This is a genomic window from Polaribacter huanghezhanensis, assembly GCF_030444335.1.
Lineage (GTDB): Bacteria > Bacteroidota > Bacteroidia > Flavobacteriales > Flavobacteriaceae > Polaribacter > Polaribacter huanghezhanensis.
In genome coordinates, this window is the sequence record NZ_CP128595.1 from 1,812,501 (window position 1) to 1,828,833 (window position 16,333).

The following is a 16,333-nucleotide window of genomic DNA, read 5'->3' on the forward strand; positions in this document are numbered from 1 at the left end:
TTACAGCAATGGAATGTGTCAGTTAGCAATCCATCAAATCAAGTTTCTGATATTGAAGGAAATATTACGAAAGAAAAGGGTTCTTTTGTAAATAATGCATTGAGGCATTTTATAGTTGGAGTTGAATTATTTCCAGAAAGTGCAATTAACTTGAGATTGGGATATAATTTTAGAAAATCACAAGAATATAAATTACAAAATATTAGATCATTTGGTGGAATATCATTTGGTTTTGGATTAAATATGAATAATTTTAAATTGAATTATTCGTATTCTAAAGTGCATACTGCCACAAATATTAGTACTTTTAGTTTACAAATAAATTTAGATAGAAGAAGATAAATGAATAAAAAAATTACGATTGCAATAGATGGTTTTTCATCAACAGGGAAAAGTACAATAGCCAAACAATTGGCAAATTATTTGGGTTATATATATGTTGATACCGGTGCAATGTACAGAACAGTAACACTATTTGCGATGCAACATCATTTTGTTGGATTGGATTTCATCCATCAAGAAAAGTTGATTAGCGAATTAAAAAACATTAAGATTTCTTTTATTTTTAATAAAGACGTGGGTTTTGCAGAAGTGTATTTAAATGATGTAAATGTTGAGAAAAAGATACGTTCATTAGAAGTATCGAACTTAGTAAGTAAGGTCTCAGCAATTTCTAAAGTTAGAGAAAAATTGGTATTAGAACAACAAGAAATGGGTTTGCATAAAGGAATTGTAATGGACGGAAGAGATATTGGTACTGTTGTTTTTCCGAATGCAGAGTTGAAAATATTTATGACTGCTTCTGCCGAAACTAGAGCGAAAAGAAGATATGATGAGTTGATTGAAAAAGGAGACACTGTTAATTATGAAGAGATTTATAAAAATGTAGTTGATAGAGATCAAATGGATACAACGAGAAAAGATTCTCCTTTAGTAAAAGCTGATGATGCAATCGAAATAGATAATTCAAATTTAACAAAACAAGAACAATTTGAAATAATTCTCAAATTAGTTCAAGAAAAATTATAATAAAAAAAGCAGACATTTGGCTGCTTTTTTTATTATGGAATATCTAAATATTTATGTGTTTGTAAAGAAATCTTCCATTTTGGATTTTTCATCACATAAGCTACAATTTCAGGAATCATTTTTTCTCTTTTGCTCCATTCTGGTTGTAAAAATAACTCACATTTTTCACTTACTTTTAAAGCTTCTTCTTCTGCAAACTTAAAATCATTCCTATTATAAATGATCATTTTTAATTCATCTGCTTCTTTATAAACTTCATCTAAAGGTAATTTTGTTTTCTTTGGTGATAAACAAAACCAATCCCATTTTCCAGAAAAAGAATACGCTCCAGATGTTTCTATATGTGTTTTTATATGGTTTTGTTGCAGTTGATTTGTGATGTAATCTAAACTCCACATTAAAGGTTCTCCACCAGTAATTACAACTGTGTCAGCGTACTTTTTTGCATTCTCTACAATTAAATCAGCATGAGTTGGTGGATGCAATTTAGCATTCCAACTTTCTTTAACATCACACCAATGACAACCAACATCACAACCGCCAATTCGTATAAAATATGCAGCTTTTCCTGTATGAGAACCCTCACCTTGAATGGTGTAAAATTCTTCCATTAGTGGAAGCATTTCTCCTTTATTTATTAAATCTTGAACCTCTTTTTTCATTGGTTGGCAAAGATACAGAAACTTAAAAGAATATGTGAATCAATAAAAAGGAATTCTATTTACTATTTTTAAGAGATATTAGCTTTATATTGTTTTGTATCATTTAAAGTTTGATTACTTTTATGCTCGTTAAATAAGAAAAAACAAAAAGAACCGTTTAGTTAGTATAAAAATATAAAAGAATGAATAAGAATATCTATAAATTATTAGTTGTTAGTGTAATCTCAATTTTATTTGTACAATGTGGTGGTGGTGGAAAATTTACCATTGCAAAAGGAAAAGTTGGTGAATTAACCACGCTAACTACGGTAAGCGAATTAGACAACATTTTTAAAAAGGATTCTATTGTTAAAAATTTAAGTGAAGGAAGTCTAGGAAGTAATTATTTTCAGGATGATGATGAATATTTAATTTATGAAAAAGGAGGAAAGCATTTATTAACGATTATTCCGCAAGAGCAATTAGACTCTACATCAACCATAAAAAGTATTCAAATTTATGATCCAAGATTTTCTACTAAAACAGGAATTTCATTAGAATCGTCTTTTGAAGATATCAATTTAAATAATAAAATCACTAAAGTTGAAACTTCTTTAAGTTCTGCAACCTTATTTATAGACGATTTAAACGTTACTATTTCTTTGGATAAAGAAGATTTAGGCTTAAAGAATTTTAGCACCCAAAAAATCAGCTTAGAGCAAATTCCTGGTTTGGCAAAAGTAAAATCTTTTATCGTGTGGTTTAATTAAATTTATGTTGAAAAAGTTCTCGATAGAACATCATAAAGAGACAATTCTGAAACCTAATTCTGAATTTGAAAGAAGAATAATTTTGCAGTATTATTTAGATACTAATATTTCTATTAATACTATTGAAAGAGGAATTCTGATACAAACCAATGTTTCTGAGCCAGAATCTATTGGCATTATTGGTTGTTTGTTAAATGACAACAGCAAATTAAATACACTAAGATTAGCAATTGGAGCTAAAAATAGATCTAATAAAAAGTTGTCAGAGTTATCTGCTAGTTTATTTACTTTAGAACACTTAAAAAGTGCAGATTCTTATTATTTTCTTGAAACACATGTAGAAGATCTTTCAGAAATAGAAAATGTAATTAATAGAGAATATAGTTTATTATATTATTAAGAAGATGAAAAAATACACCGTTCAAAAATCACCATTTGTTTTTCCAACTACAGACGGAAAATTAATTGAAGAACATTTTGGCAATGCAACCAATAAGGACTCAAATATTAGTATTGCACACATGATTGCTCCTCCTAAATGGAGTGAACCTTTTCAAACGCCAAAGTTTGATGAATATACGTATATAATAAAAGGTAAAAAACAATTTATTATTGATGATGTAACGGTGATTTTAGAAGCTGGACAATCAATTAAAATTAATAAAAACACTCGAGTTCAATATTCAAATCCTTTTGATGCAGATTGTGAATACTTGGCAATTTGTTTACCGGCTTTCTCCATTGATTTGGTTAATAGAGAAGATTAAATTCTTTTTCTTGTTAGATAAAAAGGCAAATAAATCAACAAGAAATAAGGAATAACAATTAATTCAACAACAAAAACATAATACGGCCATTCGCCAAATAAATCTAACATAGAAGCTGAAATTGGTTTTCTATTGGTGTAAAAATAGTTTGATCCTAAGAAATAATTAAGAACAAACATCAACACCATATACACTTGCATTCCAATAAATGATTTGAAGACACTTTTTAATGTTGGTCGCATTTTATAAATAAATGTAGCGTACATCATAAAAATGACTAAGCCAGCATGCACAAACCAATATCTGAAAAATTCAAAATTTAAAAAGCTGTACGAACTCGGAGTTATTAAAGATTGAAGAGTTCCTGCTAAAATTAAAAAGAAGAAAATTTCGTAATGTAAATAGTTTCTTTTAAGAGAGACAATTGGAATTATTAGTGCTAAAAAGCTACATAAATGCAAGGGTAAATCTTCTTGTATATTAAAGTTGTCGCTATAGATTTTTATAACAAAACCGATAATTACAAAGAATGAAATTGAAATGGTTAAAATATTTCCAGTAAGTATTTGGATTTTTTCTGATTGTTTTTTTGCCCATTTAATTAAAAGATAACCGAATAGAAATAAGAGCAAAACAACAAGTAAATGTTGCATTGAAAAAGGAATAAAATCATTGTTTTCTTTTAGAAAAAAATCGTTCAATTGCAGAAGTATTTACTGCAATATAAAAAAAGAATTTAACTTCTAATTTTAGCAGCTAATAATGTGTTTTTTAACAACATGGCAATTGTCATCGGACCAACACCACCAGGAACTGGAGTTATAAAACTAGCTTTTTTAGAAACGGATTCAAAATGAACGTCGCCAGTTAAACGATACCCTTTTTTCTTTGTGTTGTCAGCAACTCTGGTAATTCCAACATCAATAATTGTAACGCCATCTTTTACCATATCTGCAGTTAAAAACTCAGGAATTCCTAATGCAGCAACAACAATATCTGCTTGTATCGTAATTTCTTTTAAATTTTTAGTTCTACTATGCGTAATGGTAACAGTTGCATTTCCTGCAGTTCTTTTTTGAGACATTAGAATACTCATCGGACTTCCAACAATATGACTTCTACCAATAATTACAACATGTCTTCCGCTTGTTTCTACTTTATAACGTTCTAATAACTCTAAAATTCCAAACGGAGTTGCAGGCAAGAATGTAGGTAAGTTTAAAGCCATTTTTCCAACATTTGTTGGATGAAACCCGTCAACATCTTTAGCAGGATTTACAGCCATTAATACTTTTTGTTCATCAATATGATTTGGTAATGGTAATTGAACTATAAATCCATCTATTTCAGAATTTGTATTTAGTTTTTCAATTTCTTGTAATAATTTTTCTTCTGATATTTCTTCTGATAAGCGAACTAAAGTTGATTCAAACCCTGCTTTTGCACAGGCTTTTACTTTCGCATTTACGTAGGTTAAACTTGCGCCGTTACTACCAACTAAAATTGCTGCTAAATGTGGGGCTCTAATTCCAGTAGCAGTTAACTTTTGTACTTCAATTGCTATTTCTTCTTTAATCTGGTTTGATGTTGCTTTGCCGTCTAGTAATATCATTATTGTTTTGTGTTATTGGCTTATTATGTAAACGAAAAAGAGACAAACGCTTTGTTTATCTCTTTTAAAATTTTATTTCATTCCTTGCATCATTTGCATCATTTTTCTGCCGCCGCCGCCTTGCATCATCTTCATCATTTTACTCATTTGATTAAATTGTTTCATCAATTGATTGACGTCTTGAACAGTAGATCCAGATCCTTTTGCGATTCGTTTTTTTCTGCTTGAGTTTATTGTGCTTGGTGTGCTTCTTTCTGATGGCGTCATCGAATGGATAATGGCTTCAATTCCTTTAAAAGAATCATCATCAATGTCAACATCTTTCATAGCTTTTCCAGCTCCAGGAATCATTCCAACTAAATCTTTCATGTTTCCCATCTTTTTGATTTGTTGAATCTGCGTTAAAAAATCATCAAAACCAAATTGATTTTTCGCAATTTTCTTTTGTAATTTTCTAGCTGATTCTTCATCAAATTGTTCTTGAGCACGTTCTACAAGAGATACAACATCTCCCATTCCCAAGATTCTATCCGCCATTCTATCTGGATGAAAAACATCAATTGCTTCCATTTTTTCTCCAGTTCCAATAAATTTTATTGGTTTATCTACTACAGATTTTATGGTTAATGCTGCTCCACCACGTGTATCACCATCTAATTTTGTTAAAATAACACCCTCAAAGTTTAAAACATCATTAAAAGCTTTTGCTGTATTTACAGCATCTTGCCCAGTCATAGAATCTACAACAAACAATGTTTCTTGCGGATTTACAGCTTTATGAATGTTAGAAATTTCGGTCATCATTTCTTTATCAACAGCTAAACGACCAGCAGTATCAATAATGACTACATTTTTACCAGTTGCTTTTGCGTGTTTGATAGCATTTTGAGAAATTTCTACAGGATTGTTATTGCCAACTTCTGCATACACTTCTACGCCAATTTGATCTCCAACAACTTGCAATTGATTTATGGCTGCCGGACGATACACATCACAACCAACTAATAAAACTTGTTTTGTTTTTTTAGTTTTTAAGTAGTTTGCTAATTTTCCAGAAAAGGTAGTTTTACCAGAACCTTGCAAACCAGACATTAAAATTACAGTTGGAGAACCACCAAGATTGATCCCTACGGTTTCTCCGCCCATTAATTCGGTTAACTCATCCTTAACCAACTTTACCATTAGCTGTCCAGGATTTAATGTAGTTAATACATCTTGTCCTAAAGCTTTAGTTTGTACGTTTTTGGTAAAATCTTTGGCTATTTTAAAGTTAACATCGGCATCTAATAAAGCTCTACGAACTTCTTTTAGTGTTTCTGCAACGTTTACTTCTGTAATACTACCGTGCCCTTTTAATGTGTGTAAGGCTTTATCTAATTTGTCGCTTAAATTATTAAACATGTGCTTTGTGTTCTTTTTTTGGAAGCACAAATATAAGAAAATAGCATGATTTTTATAAGGAAATAATGTGTTATTTAGATTTTGAAAATAGACTCAAAAAGAAATTAAATAAATGAAAAAGCGTGGCTAAAAGAAAGAATAAAAAAGAAATAAAAAGGATGAAATTTGAGTTGTCTATCACTAAATTTTCATTTGCTTGATTTGCTGATTGAAGCCAACTCCAATTTTTATGCGTGACTAATAGAGTAAAAGAAACCACTTGTAATGTTATGTGAATTATAGTTAACCCTTTTTTGGGAGTTGTGCAAAAGTTTTATCGCCCAAACTTTTGTTATATTCAAGCTGTTTTAGTACGCTTGGCAGATAAGAAGTATCCATTATACCAATCAATATTGAATTAAAAAATAAAGATACGTTATTATTTATTTGAATTTGGAATAAATAGTAACGCAATTCCGTTAATGCAATGTCTTAAACCAGTTGTTTCTTTTGGACCATCTTCAAAAGAATGCCCTAAATGTCCGCCACAAACAGCACACTTTAATTCAGTTCTTGCTACTCCAATTTCATAATCAACATCAAGTTCAACGTTTCCTGTAATTGCTCTATCAAAACTTGGCCAACCAGTACCAGAATCAAATTTATATTTAGATAAATACAAAGGTGTTTTACACGCCGCACAAACATAAACACCTTCAGCTTTATTAGTGTTATATGGATGAAAAAAAGGTTTTTCTGTAGCAGATTCTCTTAAAACATTATATTGAGCAGGAGATAAAATGTTCCTCCATTCAGTTGCTGTTTTAACTATTTTATATGGAGACTTTTTTGATTTCTTTTCTTGTGCATTGGTTGAACAACTGATAAAAGAAACGAGTATAATAAGAGAAAATAGTTTTTGCATTTTATTTTATTTTTACTTTAGGTCGATACAAGTTAAATCATCTTACAAGAAAAGCATTTTATTTTAAATAGAATATGTAAGTTTATCTTTCGTTAAAACGATATAATATTATGAACAGATGTATGAAAAAAATAACGACTTTACTACTTGTTTCAACCTTTTTAGTACAATGTAGTACGGTGCCAATTACTGGAAGGAAAAGATTAGATTTAGTAAGTGATGCACAAGCATTACCTGCAAGTTTTGCACAATACAAAGGCTTTATAGAAAAGAATAAAATTTCTAAAAACACCAAAGAAACTAAAGAAATTAAAGAGGTAGGAAAAAGAATTTCTGAAGCTGTAGATCGGTTTATGCGTGCAAATAACATGAGCAAAGAAGCAGATGCTTATAGATGGGAATTTAATTTAATTGAAGATAAAACAGTAAATGCTTGGTGTATGCCAGGAGGAAAAGTAGTTTTTTACACAGGGATTTTACCAATTTGTGAAAATGAAGATGGTATAGCAGCAGTTATGGGACACGAAGTTGCACATGCTTTTGCAAGACACGGACAAGAACGGATGTCTCAAGCAATGGCGCAGCAAGGGTTGTCTTTAGCGGTTGCTTACGGAACAAGAAATGATGAAAACTCTAAAATCTGGAACTTAGTATATGGAGTTGGTTCGCAAGTCGGAATGTTAGCGTATAGTAGAACTCACGAATCTGAAGCAGACAAATTAGGTTTAATATTTATGATTATGGCTGGTTATAATGGAGAAGAAGCTGCGCAAGTTTGGGTAAGAATGAGTAAAAGAACTGGTAAATCTTCTCAACCAGAATTTTTAAGCACGCATCCTTCAAATGAATCAAGAATACAAACATTAAAAGCATACTTACCAGAAGCAACAGCTTTGGCTAAAAAATTTAACGCAACTCCAATTGTAAAATAAAAGTTTATCTTGTGTTCTCAAACTAACTAAATTTTACTTTCATGCTAAAAATAGGAGATAAGAGACTTATTAATGGATGGGCTTTTTACGACTGGGCTAATTCAGTGTATTCATTAGTAATTAGTACCGCAGTTTTTCCGTTGTATTATGCTGCAATTACAAAAGGAAAAACGGTGCAATTTCTAGGAATGGACTGGGATCATCCAGATACTTTATATAGTTACGCCTTGTCCTTTTCTTTTTTGATTGTTGCATTTATGTCGCCAATTTTATCCGGTATTGCAGATTATACAGGAAGTAAGAAAAAATTTATGAAATTTTTCTGTGCTTTAGGCTCAGTTTCTGTAATGAGTTTATACTTTTTTGATAGTGTTGATACCGTTTGGATTGGAATTGTATTTACCATTTTTGCAAGTATTGGTTTTTGGTCTAGTATCGTTTTTTATAACGCGTATTTGCCAGAAGTTGCCAAACCAGAGCAACAAGATAGAGCAAGTGCAAAAGGGTTTATATTTGGATATGCAGGTTCGGTTATTTTGTTGATTATCAATTTAATAATGATTCAAATGCCAGAGGTTTTCGGAATAACTTCCGGAATGGCTTCTCGTATTTCTTTTGTGATGGTTGGTTTGTGGTGGATTGGTTTTGCACAAATAACGTTTAGAAGATTGCCAGACGATATTTACAACAGAAAACCAGAGAAAGATTATATCTGGAAAGGCTTTAAAGAATTAAAAAAAGTATGGAATGAACTGCGTAATTATTCGAATTTAAAACGTTTTTTAATATCATTTTTCTTGTTGAGCATTGGGGTGCAAACCATTATTTTAATGGCTGCTATTTTTGGTTCGAGCGAATTAGAATTACCAACTATGAACTTAATTATCACTATTTTGTTAGTGCAGATTGTTGCTATTATTGGCGCTGCACTGTTCTCTAGAATTTCAGAAAAATATGGGAACATCAAAGCCATTAAAATTACAATTTTAACGTGGATGTTGGTTTGTTTTGCCGCTTTTATGTTAGATAAAAGCCAAGAAAATGTCGCTATATATTTTTACGGATTAGGAGGAATGTTAGGGCTGGTTCAAGGAGCAATACAATCGTTAACACGTTCTACATATTCTAAATTATTACCAGAAACAGAAGATCATGCAACCTATTTTAGTTTTTATGATGTTACAGAAAAAATAGCCATCGTATTAGGAACCTTTGTGTACGGATTGTTATATTCAATTACAGATTCTATGCAATGGAGTGTTTTGAGTTTGGCAATTTTCTTTTTAGCTTCATTTATTGTGATAAGTACTTTGAAGAAAACAGAACACGTACATTAAATTCGTTTTTTAGTCTGTTAATCAAATTAAGTTTTTCTAAATAAGCACTATAAAATACAGTTGTGAAAACCAACTAAATATTAAAAAGTAAGATGTTTTTATAGTTATTTATTCATTCCGCCTAAAATATCGGATAAAACTCCAATGCTAAAATAATCCCCTTTTTCAAAAGTTATATTATTATTCCCTTTTGTATATTTAAATACCGTTTTAACTCCTTTAGCAACATTCATCCCAAGTACAGCATCAAAATTATAATTAACGTCTTTATTGGGGTTTACTTTTGCGCTGAAATCATAAAAAACTTTTCCATTTAGAGTAAGACTAAACGTTTTATGAATAGGAATATAATAGTAAAAATCAGCATAAGCTTGATTTGAAATTTCGTTATCAGTATTTATTTTTCGATTGTTTTTTACTTCATTGTAAAATTTTAAACCAATATTAATAACTGGTTTTAACCTTAACCTGTTTTCTCCAGCAGTAAGATCAATAAGGTTTGGAATAATACCTTGTAAAGAAATATCTGCGCTAACTCTCCAACTTGTAAATGTTTGATTTCCTTCAAAACCAATTTTCCCTATAAAATCAAAATCTCTAATTTTAGTACTCGATTTACGTAAGCTAGTAATAATAGGATATACTGATACAAAATTTAGAGAATCTTTAGAATCTGTTCCTACCAAACCTTCAAATGAATACCCTAAATCACTATTTTTCCAGTAATTTTGATATTTAAAATTTATAGAAACTTCTGTTTTTCCAGAAACGGATTCGCTTTCGGGGATGTAGCCTAAATCAATACTGTTTTCGGATATTATGGCTTCACCACCTTTTTCTTTTATCAAAGCCTCTTTTTGAGCTTTGGATAGTTTATTAAAAACGTTATGTGTCCATTTGGTAATTTGATCATTTGTAATTGTAATTTTTATTCTTGTGTTTTCTTTTTTGTTCTCCCAAATTTCAAAGATTAAATCTTTTTCAATTTGGACTTGATGCTCTAGGTTTATGTTTTCTAATCTTTCGGCTAATTTTTCAGCCTCAATGGTTAATGTAAATTTTAATCCCTTGTTAATCGGAGATTCATTTAGTTTATTTTTTTTATTACCAATTACTAAGTAAGAGTTGACATTGTTGATACTGCCCTCATCAATAATATATTCTTTATACTTATTGGGGAAATCAAAAAATAAATTTACTTCAATTGATTTATTACCTATTGTGTTGATTTTAGTGTCAAAATCTTTTAAAGCCAATGTAGTTATCTGTGAAAAACTAATTGTGCTAATCGTTGTAAAAATAAGTATTAAGATATTTTTTTTCATAATTCTATTTATTCGTTCCACATTGCAGTATGATAGGTTTTGATGTAATTAATACAGTCAGTAATGTTGCTCCAGTTTTCAAATTCATTTATTGAAAGAGAAACATCATAGTGTTTTCCTTCAGCTTCTTGCCCTTCAGGATTATAGTATTGATGGTCATTTATATCTATTTTCAAATTTTGAAGGAATTTTTGTTTAGAAAGCAAAGGCATGCTGATAAAATCAGTATCAGGAAACTCTTCAATATCACCATTAAAATCAGCTACTTTTTTAAGTGCTTTTTTTACAATTTCTTTAATTTGATTTCTTGTTAAAAGTGCCATAATTGTATATGTTGTATTGTTAATGCATTAAATATAAGCAATATACACATTATGTCAAAGCGTATGTATACCTTTTTTTTTGCGGATTTCCGCAAAGCCAATAAAAAAAGCGTCGATTTCTCGACGCTTTATAGGTTTTATTAAAAAGATATTTTAAATTTTAAAACTAACTCCCAATACAATATTTCTTCCTGCATTTAAGATTCCATCAGATTTTAATCGTGATAAATGATTTATGTATTTTGTGTCAAATAAATTATTTATAGAAAGTGTGGTATTAAATTTTAAAGCATTTAATGCAACATCTCCTCCAAGACCAAAAGAAACCAATTGATAACCACTAGAAGCAGTTTCAAACAACCCAATATTTTTTTGTGCCAAAGCAGAAGTAACTGTGATGTTAGAATACCCGTTTTGCAACCAATTTTTAATTGAAAATTCTGTTCTAAGCGTGTTTTTAAAAGTATTTGCCGGAATTAACGGTAAATAATCCCCGTTTTGTTGTTTTCCAATAACCATTTCAAAACTACTTTCTAAATGCAACCAATCTATTGGATGTGGGTGTAAATGAAATCCAAATTCTCCACCGTATAATTTTGCATTGTGTTGTGTATATTCAAAAACAGGTGCGCTATCTTTAGTTGCTCCAGTTGGAGATAAATAGATATAATCGTTTAAATGATTGTAAAAGCCATTCCCAAAAATCTCAATATGATCTGTTTTATATTCTAAAGAAAGATCTAATTGAATATTTTTTTCTGTTGCTAAATTTGCATTTCCAACCTCATACCTATTCGTTCCTTCATGTACGCCATTAGAGGTTAGTTCTGCTAAATTTGGCGCTCTAAATCCGCTTGCGGTATTAATCCTGGTTGTAATTTTATCAAACAATGTAAATTTATACCCTAAAGATGCAGTAAAACTGGTGTAGTTTTTATCTATCGGATTAAAAACGCGTGTATTAGTGCCGTCAATTACAGTATGCTTTTCTGTTTCTAATGCTCTTGCGTCAAAACGAATTCCTGCTTGTAAAGAAGAGGTTTCAAATTGTTTGTTAATGGTGTAAAACACACCAATATCATTGATTTTTGCATTCGGAATTAATATTTTTTCACCAAAGTTTTTATTTGTTTGATGCATTCCTTGCAAACCTAAAATACTTTCAACGCCGTTTTTAAAAGTTGGTAAATGATATTTTGAATTGTAATTAAAGGTCTTTAATTTCATTCTTAAAACAGGATTCGGATTGTTTTCAAACTCGTTTCTGTCATTAAAAATATAACCAAAATCAACATCTAGTTTTGATTTGCCCAAAAAGAAATGATTGTGTAAACTTAAAATATGATTATTAACTTTTTGATTTGGATATTCAGGTCTTTTAGAAGTTGTCTGCTCTTTTATTCCGTTTTCTGGAATGCCTAATAAAGAGTAATTAAAATTATAACGCAATTCACTTACAAAATTAGTGGTGTTATAGCCTAAACCTAGTTTTAAATCATTTTCTTTAAACCGTGTATTTGTTACGCGTTGGTTATTCGGAGTTTTATAATCTGAATGATAATTAGCACTAATTCGCCCTAATAATTTCCATTTTTCAGAAGAACTTTTAAATCCAACCGAAGTATTGCTTCCTAAAGTGTTGCTATAAAATTGTTGATTAAAAGAGCTGCTTGTTGTGTTTTCTGAAGCAAATTTCTCTGGATTTAAATACAAAACGCCGCCCAAAGCATCAGAACCGTAGAGTAGAGAGGCAGGGCCTTTTATTACTTCAACACTTTCAACTCCGGCGCCGTCTAAACCCAAACCATGTTCGTCTCCAAATTGTTGATTTTCTAAGCGAACTCCTTGTGCGTAGACTAAAACTCTGTTACCACTTAAACCTCTAATTACTGGTTTTCCGATGGATGTTCCTGTAGAAATTTGAGAAACTCCTGCTAATCTTTGTAATCCAGACATTAAAGTTGGCGAACCAGTTCTTTTGATAGCAGCAGCTGTTAATCGTTCTACTTTCATTACATTTTCTGATTGTAATTTATTAAAAGGAGTAGAGATGATAACTTCGTCAATTGTAAAAACAGATTCTAGTAAAAATATATCTAAGGTTTTATTTTCTGAGTTAAATTCAATTGTTTTTGTTTGTTCTTGATACCCAATAAATGAAAAAGAAATTTTTACTTTTCCGTTTGGTAAATTTTTTAAAGTGTATTTACCGTTTTCGTCGGTAATTGCCCCTTTATGGAATTCTGTCGAATAAACTTGAGCTCCAATTAAAGGTTCTTTGTTAATATCTGTTATTGTTCCAGATAAACTATTTTGTGCTGTAACTGTAATGCAGCCTAATAAAAATAAGGCTTTTAATATTATTTTCATGTAATGTATTTTTTATTGTTATACTAAAAATTAGTGCCATTATTAAAATGACATTTTTGATTAAACAATAAAAAACGGCGGACCTCGAGAGTTTTTTTTAGAAATAATTTCAACAACCTGTATTTGCGGATTTTCTGTAAATACGGTTGCGTAAAATTGTTGTGGAATTACATCAAGATTAGAAGGGAAATCGATGCTAAATGTTTGTAATTGCCTGTGTAATAAAGAGCAATCTATATTTTTTTCGTGTATGTGTTTTACATCGGTAGAAGTACAAATGCTGTGTTTGTGCTTTTCTAAAGCATGCGCTAATTGTACTATTGATGGCGTTAATAGGACAAATACACTAAAAAGGATGATATGTTTTTTAAACTTTTTGATCGTTTTAATTTCTTTTTTTTCTGATTTTCATATTCAAAGCTTCAACTCCTAAAGAAAAAGCGATGGCAAAATACAAATACCCTTTTGGAATTGCTCCTACAGAATTGTTAAAAATTACAGTATTTGCTAAATGTGCTCCTTCGGTTATCAACATAAACCCAATTAAAATCAAAAAAGACAACGCCAACATTTGTACTGTTGGGTGGTTATTTACAAACTGACCAACAGGATTTGCAAATACCATCATAATCAGCATAGAAATTACAACCGCAGTAATCATTATAAGTAAGGCGCCTTCTGTTCCGTTTGTCATTCCGACCGCTGTTAAAACAGAATCGAAAGAAAAAACAATATCAATTAGAACAATTTGAACGATAACTTTTGACAAAGTAGTTTCCATTTTTTTTGTGGAAGTATCTTTGGATTTTCCTTCTACTTTGTGATGAATTTCACTAGTGCTTTTATATAAAAGGAAAATTCCTCCTAAAATTAGAATAATGCTCTGTCCAGTAATTTCTGTAGTTAACCAAGAAGTATGAATGCTAAAAAAAGGATCTTTCATCGCAATTAAATAAGAAACACCAAGTAGCAACATAATTCTAAAAATCATTGCCAACAACAAACCGATATTTGTTCCTTTTCTTTGTTGTTCTTTTGGTAATTTATTGGTAGCGATAGAAATAAAAACAATATTGTCTATTCCTAAAACAATTTCTAAAAATGTAAGTGTTAATAAGGCAACCCAAGTATCAATATTTGCAAATATTTCCATTAATTTTTAACTTTGTATACGGTGCCTGTTTGTTTGTATTTAGAAAAACCAATTTTAGCAGTAAAGCTATAAGAACTGTCTGTTACTTTATTGATAAGAACAAAAATTTTATCCTTGTCTAAGCTGGTTTTTGGGCTTTTCATATGTAAAACATAAGAAAAGTTATTTTTCCATTTGATATACAATGTATCAATATGTTTTTCTTTTTTTTCTTGCACTGTGCTGTCTGTTGAGATTGAAATTGTTCTTGTGTATTCTTCAATCTGCAAACTATCTATTCTTGTAATAGTTGTTTTGCTGTATCCTTTTCCGGCAGGAATTTCAAAAAGCCCTGATTTAAATTGATTGTTATGATCTGTAATAACAGGCTCTTTACAAGAAATTAGAAGCGTTAAAACAAAAAGTGTGGCGATTTTTTTCATTAGATTCCTGTAAAATTAGCGGGTGTTATTACTTTTAATTCGTTTTTAATTGCGTCAGAAACGGCTAACGTGTCAATAAAATCTGCAATCGATTTTTGGGTGATCTTTTCGTTGGTTCTTGTCAATCCTTTTAAGGCTTCATACGGATTTGGATAGGCTTCTCTTCGCAAGATTGTCTGAATTGCTTCTGCAACAACCGCCCAATTGTTTTCTAAATCTTGCTCAAATTTCTGTCTGTTTAAGAGCAATTTATTCAATCCTTTTAAAGTGGATGCAAAACCAATTAAGGTGTGTCCAAACGGAACGCCAACATTTCTTAAAACCGTGCTGTCTGTTAAATCTCGTTGCAATCTAGATATTGGTAGTTTTGCTGCTAAATGCTCAAACAATGCATTTGCAATTCCTAAATTTCCTTCAGAGTTTTCAAAGTCAATCGGATTCACTTTATGTGGCATTGCTGATGAGCCAATTTCTCCAGCTTTAATTTTTTGTTTAAAATAATCCATCGCAACATAGGTCCAAATATCTTTGTCTAAATCTAAGACAATGGTGTTGATTCTTTTTAGACAGTCAAACAAAGAAGCCATGTAATCATAATGCTCAATTTGTGTGGTTGGAAACGAATGATGCAACCCTAATTTATCTTCTACAAAATGAGTTCCAAAAGCTTTCCAATCAATATTCGGATATGCAACATGATGCGCATTATAGTTTCCTGTTGCGCCACCAAATTTTGCTGCATTTGGTATTTTTTCTAAAGTTTTAAATTGCTCTTGTAAACGTATTGCAAACACATTAATTTCTTTTCCTAAGCGCGTTGGCGAAGCTGGTTGACCATGTGTTCTTGCCAACATAGAAATATCTTTCCATTCTACGGAAAGTGCTTCTATTTTTTTTAGAAGTTCTTGATATATAGGGATGTATACTTCTTTAACTGAATCTTTAATTGAAAGTGGAATTGCTGTGTTATTGATGTCTTGAGAAGTCAAACCAAAATGGATAAACTCTTTATATTTAACTAAGTTTAACTTGTCAAATTCTTCTTTGATAAAATACTCAACTGCTTTTACATCGTGATTGGTAACCTTCTCAATATCTTTAATTTTCTGTGCATCTTCGGTAGAAAAAGTGGTATAAATTTTTCTTAAATCAACAAACAAATCAGTATTAAAATCATTGAGTTGAGGTAGTGGAATTTCGCACAGAGCAATAAAGTATTCGATCTCTACTTTTACACGATATTTTATCAAAGATTCTTCAGAATAATAATCGGCTAATTTTGCTACTTTATTTCTATACCTTCCATCTATTGGAGAGATGGCATTTAATTCAGATAAATTCATTTTT

Annotated in this window: 18 protein-coding genes (1 of these 18 running past the window's edge); 7 read left to right on the forward strand and 11 right to left on the reverse strand. The window is 30.5% G+C overall.

What is annotated here, in order from left to right; translation table 11 throughout:
* Both porQ and cmk read left to right on the forward strand, forming a co-directional pair.
* A protein-coding gene (gene porQ, locus KCTC32516_RS08525) for a type IX secretion system protein PorQ (protein WP_301399989.1) crosses the window boundary here: on the forward strand, positions 1–342 show its end. The gene continues 684 nt to the left of window position 1, outside the view; only the last 342 of its 1,026 coding nucleotides appear in the window; the start codon falls outside the window, past its left edge; it ends in the stop codon at positions 340–342.
* Positions 343–1,029: a (d)CMP kinase gene (cmk, locus tag KCTC32516_RS08530; protein ID WP_301399990.1), complete on the forward strand. Its 687-nt coding sequence runs from the start codon at positions 343–345 to the stop codon at positions 1,027–1,029.
* Positions 1,030–1,061: 32 nt separating this feature from the next.
* Here the strand turns inward: cmk and KCTC32516_RS08535 are convergent, their stop codons facing one another.
* Complete coding sequence (locus tag KCTC32516_RS08535; protein ID WP_301399991.1) at positions 1,062–1,691, reverse strand: 7-carboxy-7-deazaguanine synthase QueE; 630 nt, start codon at positions 1,689–1,691, stop codon at positions 1,062–1,064.
* A 182-nt stretch (positions 1,692–1,873) separates the two neighbouring features.
* On the opposite strand from KCTC32516_RS08535, the gene KCTC32516_RS08540 reads away from it, so the two are divergent.
* Genes KCTC32516_RS08540 through KCTC32516_RS08550 form a run of 3 tightly spaced genes read left to right on the forward strand, consistent with a single transcriptional unit; the run spans position 1,874 to position 3,207 of the window.
* Entirely contained in the window at positions 1,874–2,440 is a 567-nt protein-coding gene (locus KCTC32516_RS08540; protein WP_301399992.1) for a hypothetical protein, read from the forward strand.
* Positions 2,441–2,444: 4 nt separating this feature from the next.
* The gene (locus KCTC32516_RS08545; protein WP_301399993.1) at positions 2,445–2,840 is read left to right on the forward strand and encodes a hypothetical protein; all 396 of its coding nucleotides are present in this window, start codon (positions 2,445–2,447) and stop codon (positions 2,838–2,840) included.
* A gap of 4 nt (positions 2,841–2,844) precedes the next feature.
* Positions 2,845–3,207 carry a cupin domain-containing protein gene (locus tag KCTC32516_RS08550; protein ID WP_301399994.1) on the forward strand — a complete coding sequence of 121 codons (363 nt, stop codon included), beginning with the start codon at positions 2,845–2,847 and terminating at the stop codon, positions 3,205–3,207.
* Here KCTC32516_RS08550 and KCTC32516_RS08555 read toward each other — a convergent pair.
* The 4 genes from KCTC32516_RS08555 to msrB form a co-directional block, all read right to left on the reverse strand.
* Complete coding sequence (locus KCTC32516_RS08555) at positions 3,204–3,908, reverse strand: YwaF family protein (protein ID WP_301399995.1); 705 nt, start codon at positions 3,906–3,908, stop codon at positions 3,204–3,206. The two genes, KCTC32516_RS08550 and KCTC32516_RS08555, sit on opposite strands and share 4 nt — an antisense overlap.
* Before the next feature lie 35 nt (positions 3,909–3,943).
* Positions 3,944–4,819 (reverse strand): bifunctional 5,10-methylenetetrahydrofolate dehydrogenase/5,10-methenyltetrahydrofolate cyclohydrolase, encoded by an 876-nt coding sequence (locus KCTC32516_RS08560; protein ID WP_301399996.1) that lies wholly within the window; start codon positions 4,817–4,819, stop codon positions 3,944–3,946.
* 72 nt (positions 4,820–4,891) lie between these two features.
* Positions 4,892–6,220, reverse strand: coding sequence for a signal recognition particle protein (gene ffh, locus KCTC32516_RS08565; RefSeq protein ID WP_301399997.1), 1,329 nt, complete (start codon positions 6,218–6,220; stop codon positions 4,892–4,894).
* Positions 6,221–6,638: 418 nt separating this feature from the next.
* Positions 6,639–7,124 (reverse strand): peptide-methionine (R)-S-oxide reductase MsrB, encoded by a 486-nt coding sequence (gene msrB, locus KCTC32516_RS08570; RefSeq protein WP_301399998.1) that lies wholly within the window; start codon positions 7,122–7,124, stop codon positions 6,639–6,641.
* Positions 7,125–7,246: 122 nt separating this feature from the next.
* On the opposite strand from msrB, the gene KCTC32516_RS08575 reads away from it, so the two are divergent.
* Positions 7,247–8,056, forward strand: coding sequence for a M48 family metallopeptidase (locus KCTC32516_RS08575; RefSeq protein ID WP_301399999.1), 810 nt, complete (start codon positions 7,247–7,249; stop codon positions 8,054–8,056).
* Positions 8,057–8,097: 41 nt separating this feature from the next.
* Positions 8,098–9,393: an MFS transporter gene (locus KCTC32516_RS08580; RefSeq protein WP_301400000.1), complete on the forward strand. Its 1,296-nt coding sequence runs from the start codon at positions 8,098–8,100 to the stop codon at positions 9,391–9,393.
* A 104-nt stretch (positions 9,394–9,497) separates the two neighbouring features.
* On the opposite strand, the gene KCTC32516_RS08585 is transcribed toward KCTC32516_RS08580, so the two are convergent.
* From KCTC32516_RS08585 to purB, 6 genes are all read right to left on the reverse strand, one after another.
* Positions 9,498–10,718, reverse strand: coding sequence for a hypothetical protein (locus tag KCTC32516_RS08585; protein WP_301400001.1), 1,221 nt, complete (start codon positions 10,716–10,718; stop codon positions 9,498–9,500).
* An 8-nt stretch (positions 10,719–10,726) separates the two neighbouring features.
* Positions 10,727–11,041 (reverse strand): hypothetical protein, encoded by a 315-nt coding sequence (locus KCTC32516_RS08590; protein WP_301400002.1) that lies wholly within the window; start codon positions 11,039–11,041, stop codon positions 10,727–10,729.
* Positions 11,042–11,194: 153 nt separating this feature from the next.
* Positions 11,195–13,411: a TonB-dependent receptor gene (locus KCTC32516_RS08595; protein ID WP_301400003.1), complete on the reverse strand. Its 2,217-nt coding sequence runs from the start codon at positions 13,409–13,411 to the stop codon at positions 11,195–11,197.
* A gap of 385 nt (positions 13,412–13,796) precedes the next feature.
* On the reverse strand, positions 13,797–14,564 hold the full coding sequence (locus KCTC32516_RS08600; RefSeq protein WP_301400004.1) for a TerC family protein: 768 nt from the start codon (positions 14,562–14,564) through the stop codon (positions 13,797–13,799).
* Positions 14,564–14,986 carry a hypothetical protein gene (locus KCTC32516_RS08605; protein ID WP_301400005.1) on the reverse strand — a complete coding sequence of 141 codons (423 nt, stop codon included), beginning with the start codon at positions 14,984–14,986 and terminating at the stop codon, positions 14,564–14,566. Before KCTC32516_RS08605 ends, KCTC32516_RS08600 begins: the two co-directional genes overlap by 1 nt.
* Entirely contained in the window at positions 14,986–16,329 is a 1,344-nt protein-coding gene (purB, locus tag KCTC32516_RS08610) for an adenylosuccinate lyase (protein WP_301400006.1), read from the reverse strand. The genes KCTC32516_RS08605 and purB overlap by 1 nt, the downstream gene beginning before the upstream one ends.
* Positions 16,330–16,333 lie beyond the last annotated feature (4 nt).

Coding starts and splice junctions, on each gene's coding strand:
- cmk (WP_301399990.1), top strand. CDS start 343: ATGAATAAAAAAATTACGATTGCAATAGATGGTTTTTCATCAACAGGG.
- KCTC32516_RS08535 (WP_301399991.1), bottom strand. CDS start 1,691: ATGAAAAAAGAGGTTCAAGATTTAATAAATAAAGGAGAAATGCTTCCA.
- KCTC32516_RS08540 (WP_301399992.1), top strand. CDS start 1,874: ATGAATAAGAATATCTATAAATTATTAGTTGTTAGTGTAATCTCAATT.
- KCTC32516_RS08545 (WP_301399993.1), top strand. CDS start 2,445: ATGTTGAAAAAGTTCTCGATAGAACATCATAAAGAGACAATTCTGAAA.
- KCTC32516_RS08550 (WP_301399994.1), top strand. CDS start 2,845: ATGAAAAAATACACCGTTCAAAAATCACCATTTGTTTTTCCAACTACA.
- KCTC32516_RS08560 (WP_301399996.1), bottom strand. CDS start 4,819: ATGATATTACTAGACGGCAAAGCAACATCAAACCAGATTAAAGAAGAA.
- ffh (WP_301399997.1), bottom strand. CDS start 6,220: ATGTTTAATAATTTAAGCGACAAATTAGATAAAGCCTTACACACATTA.
- msrB (WP_301399998.1), bottom strand. CDS start 7,124: ATGCAAAAACTATTTTCTCTTATTATACTCGTTTCTTTTATCAGTTGT.
- KCTC32516_RS08575 (WP_301399999.1), top strand. CDS start 7,247: ATGAAAAAAATAACGACTTTACTACTTGTTTCAACCTTTTTAGTACAA.
- KCTC32516_RS08580 (WP_301400000.1), top strand. CDS start 8,098: ATGCTAAAAATAGGAGATAAGAGACTTATTAATGGATGGGCTTTTTAC.
- KCTC32516_RS08585 (WP_301400001.1), bottom strand. CDS start 10,718: ATGAAAAAAAATATCTTAATACTTATTTTTACAACGATTAGCACAATT.
- KCTC32516_RS08590 (WP_301400002.1), bottom strand. CDS start 11,041: ATGGCACTTTTAACAAGAAATCAAATTAAAGAAATTGTAAAAAAAGCA.
- KCTC32516_RS08595 (WP_301400003.1), bottom strand. CDS start 13,411: ATGAAAATAATATTAAAAGCCTTATTTTTATTAGGCTGCATTACAGTT.
- KCTC32516_RS08600 (WP_301400004.1), bottom strand. CDS start 14,564: ATGGAAATATTTGCAAATATTGATACTTGGGTTGCCTTATTAACACTT.
- KCTC32516_RS08605 (WP_301400005.1), bottom strand. CDS start 14,986: ATGAAAAAAATCGCCACACTTTTTGTTTTAACGCTTCTAATTTCTTGT.
- purB (WP_301400006.1), bottom strand. CDS start 16,329: ATGAATTTATCTGAATTAAATGCCATCTCTCCAATAGATGGAAGGTAT.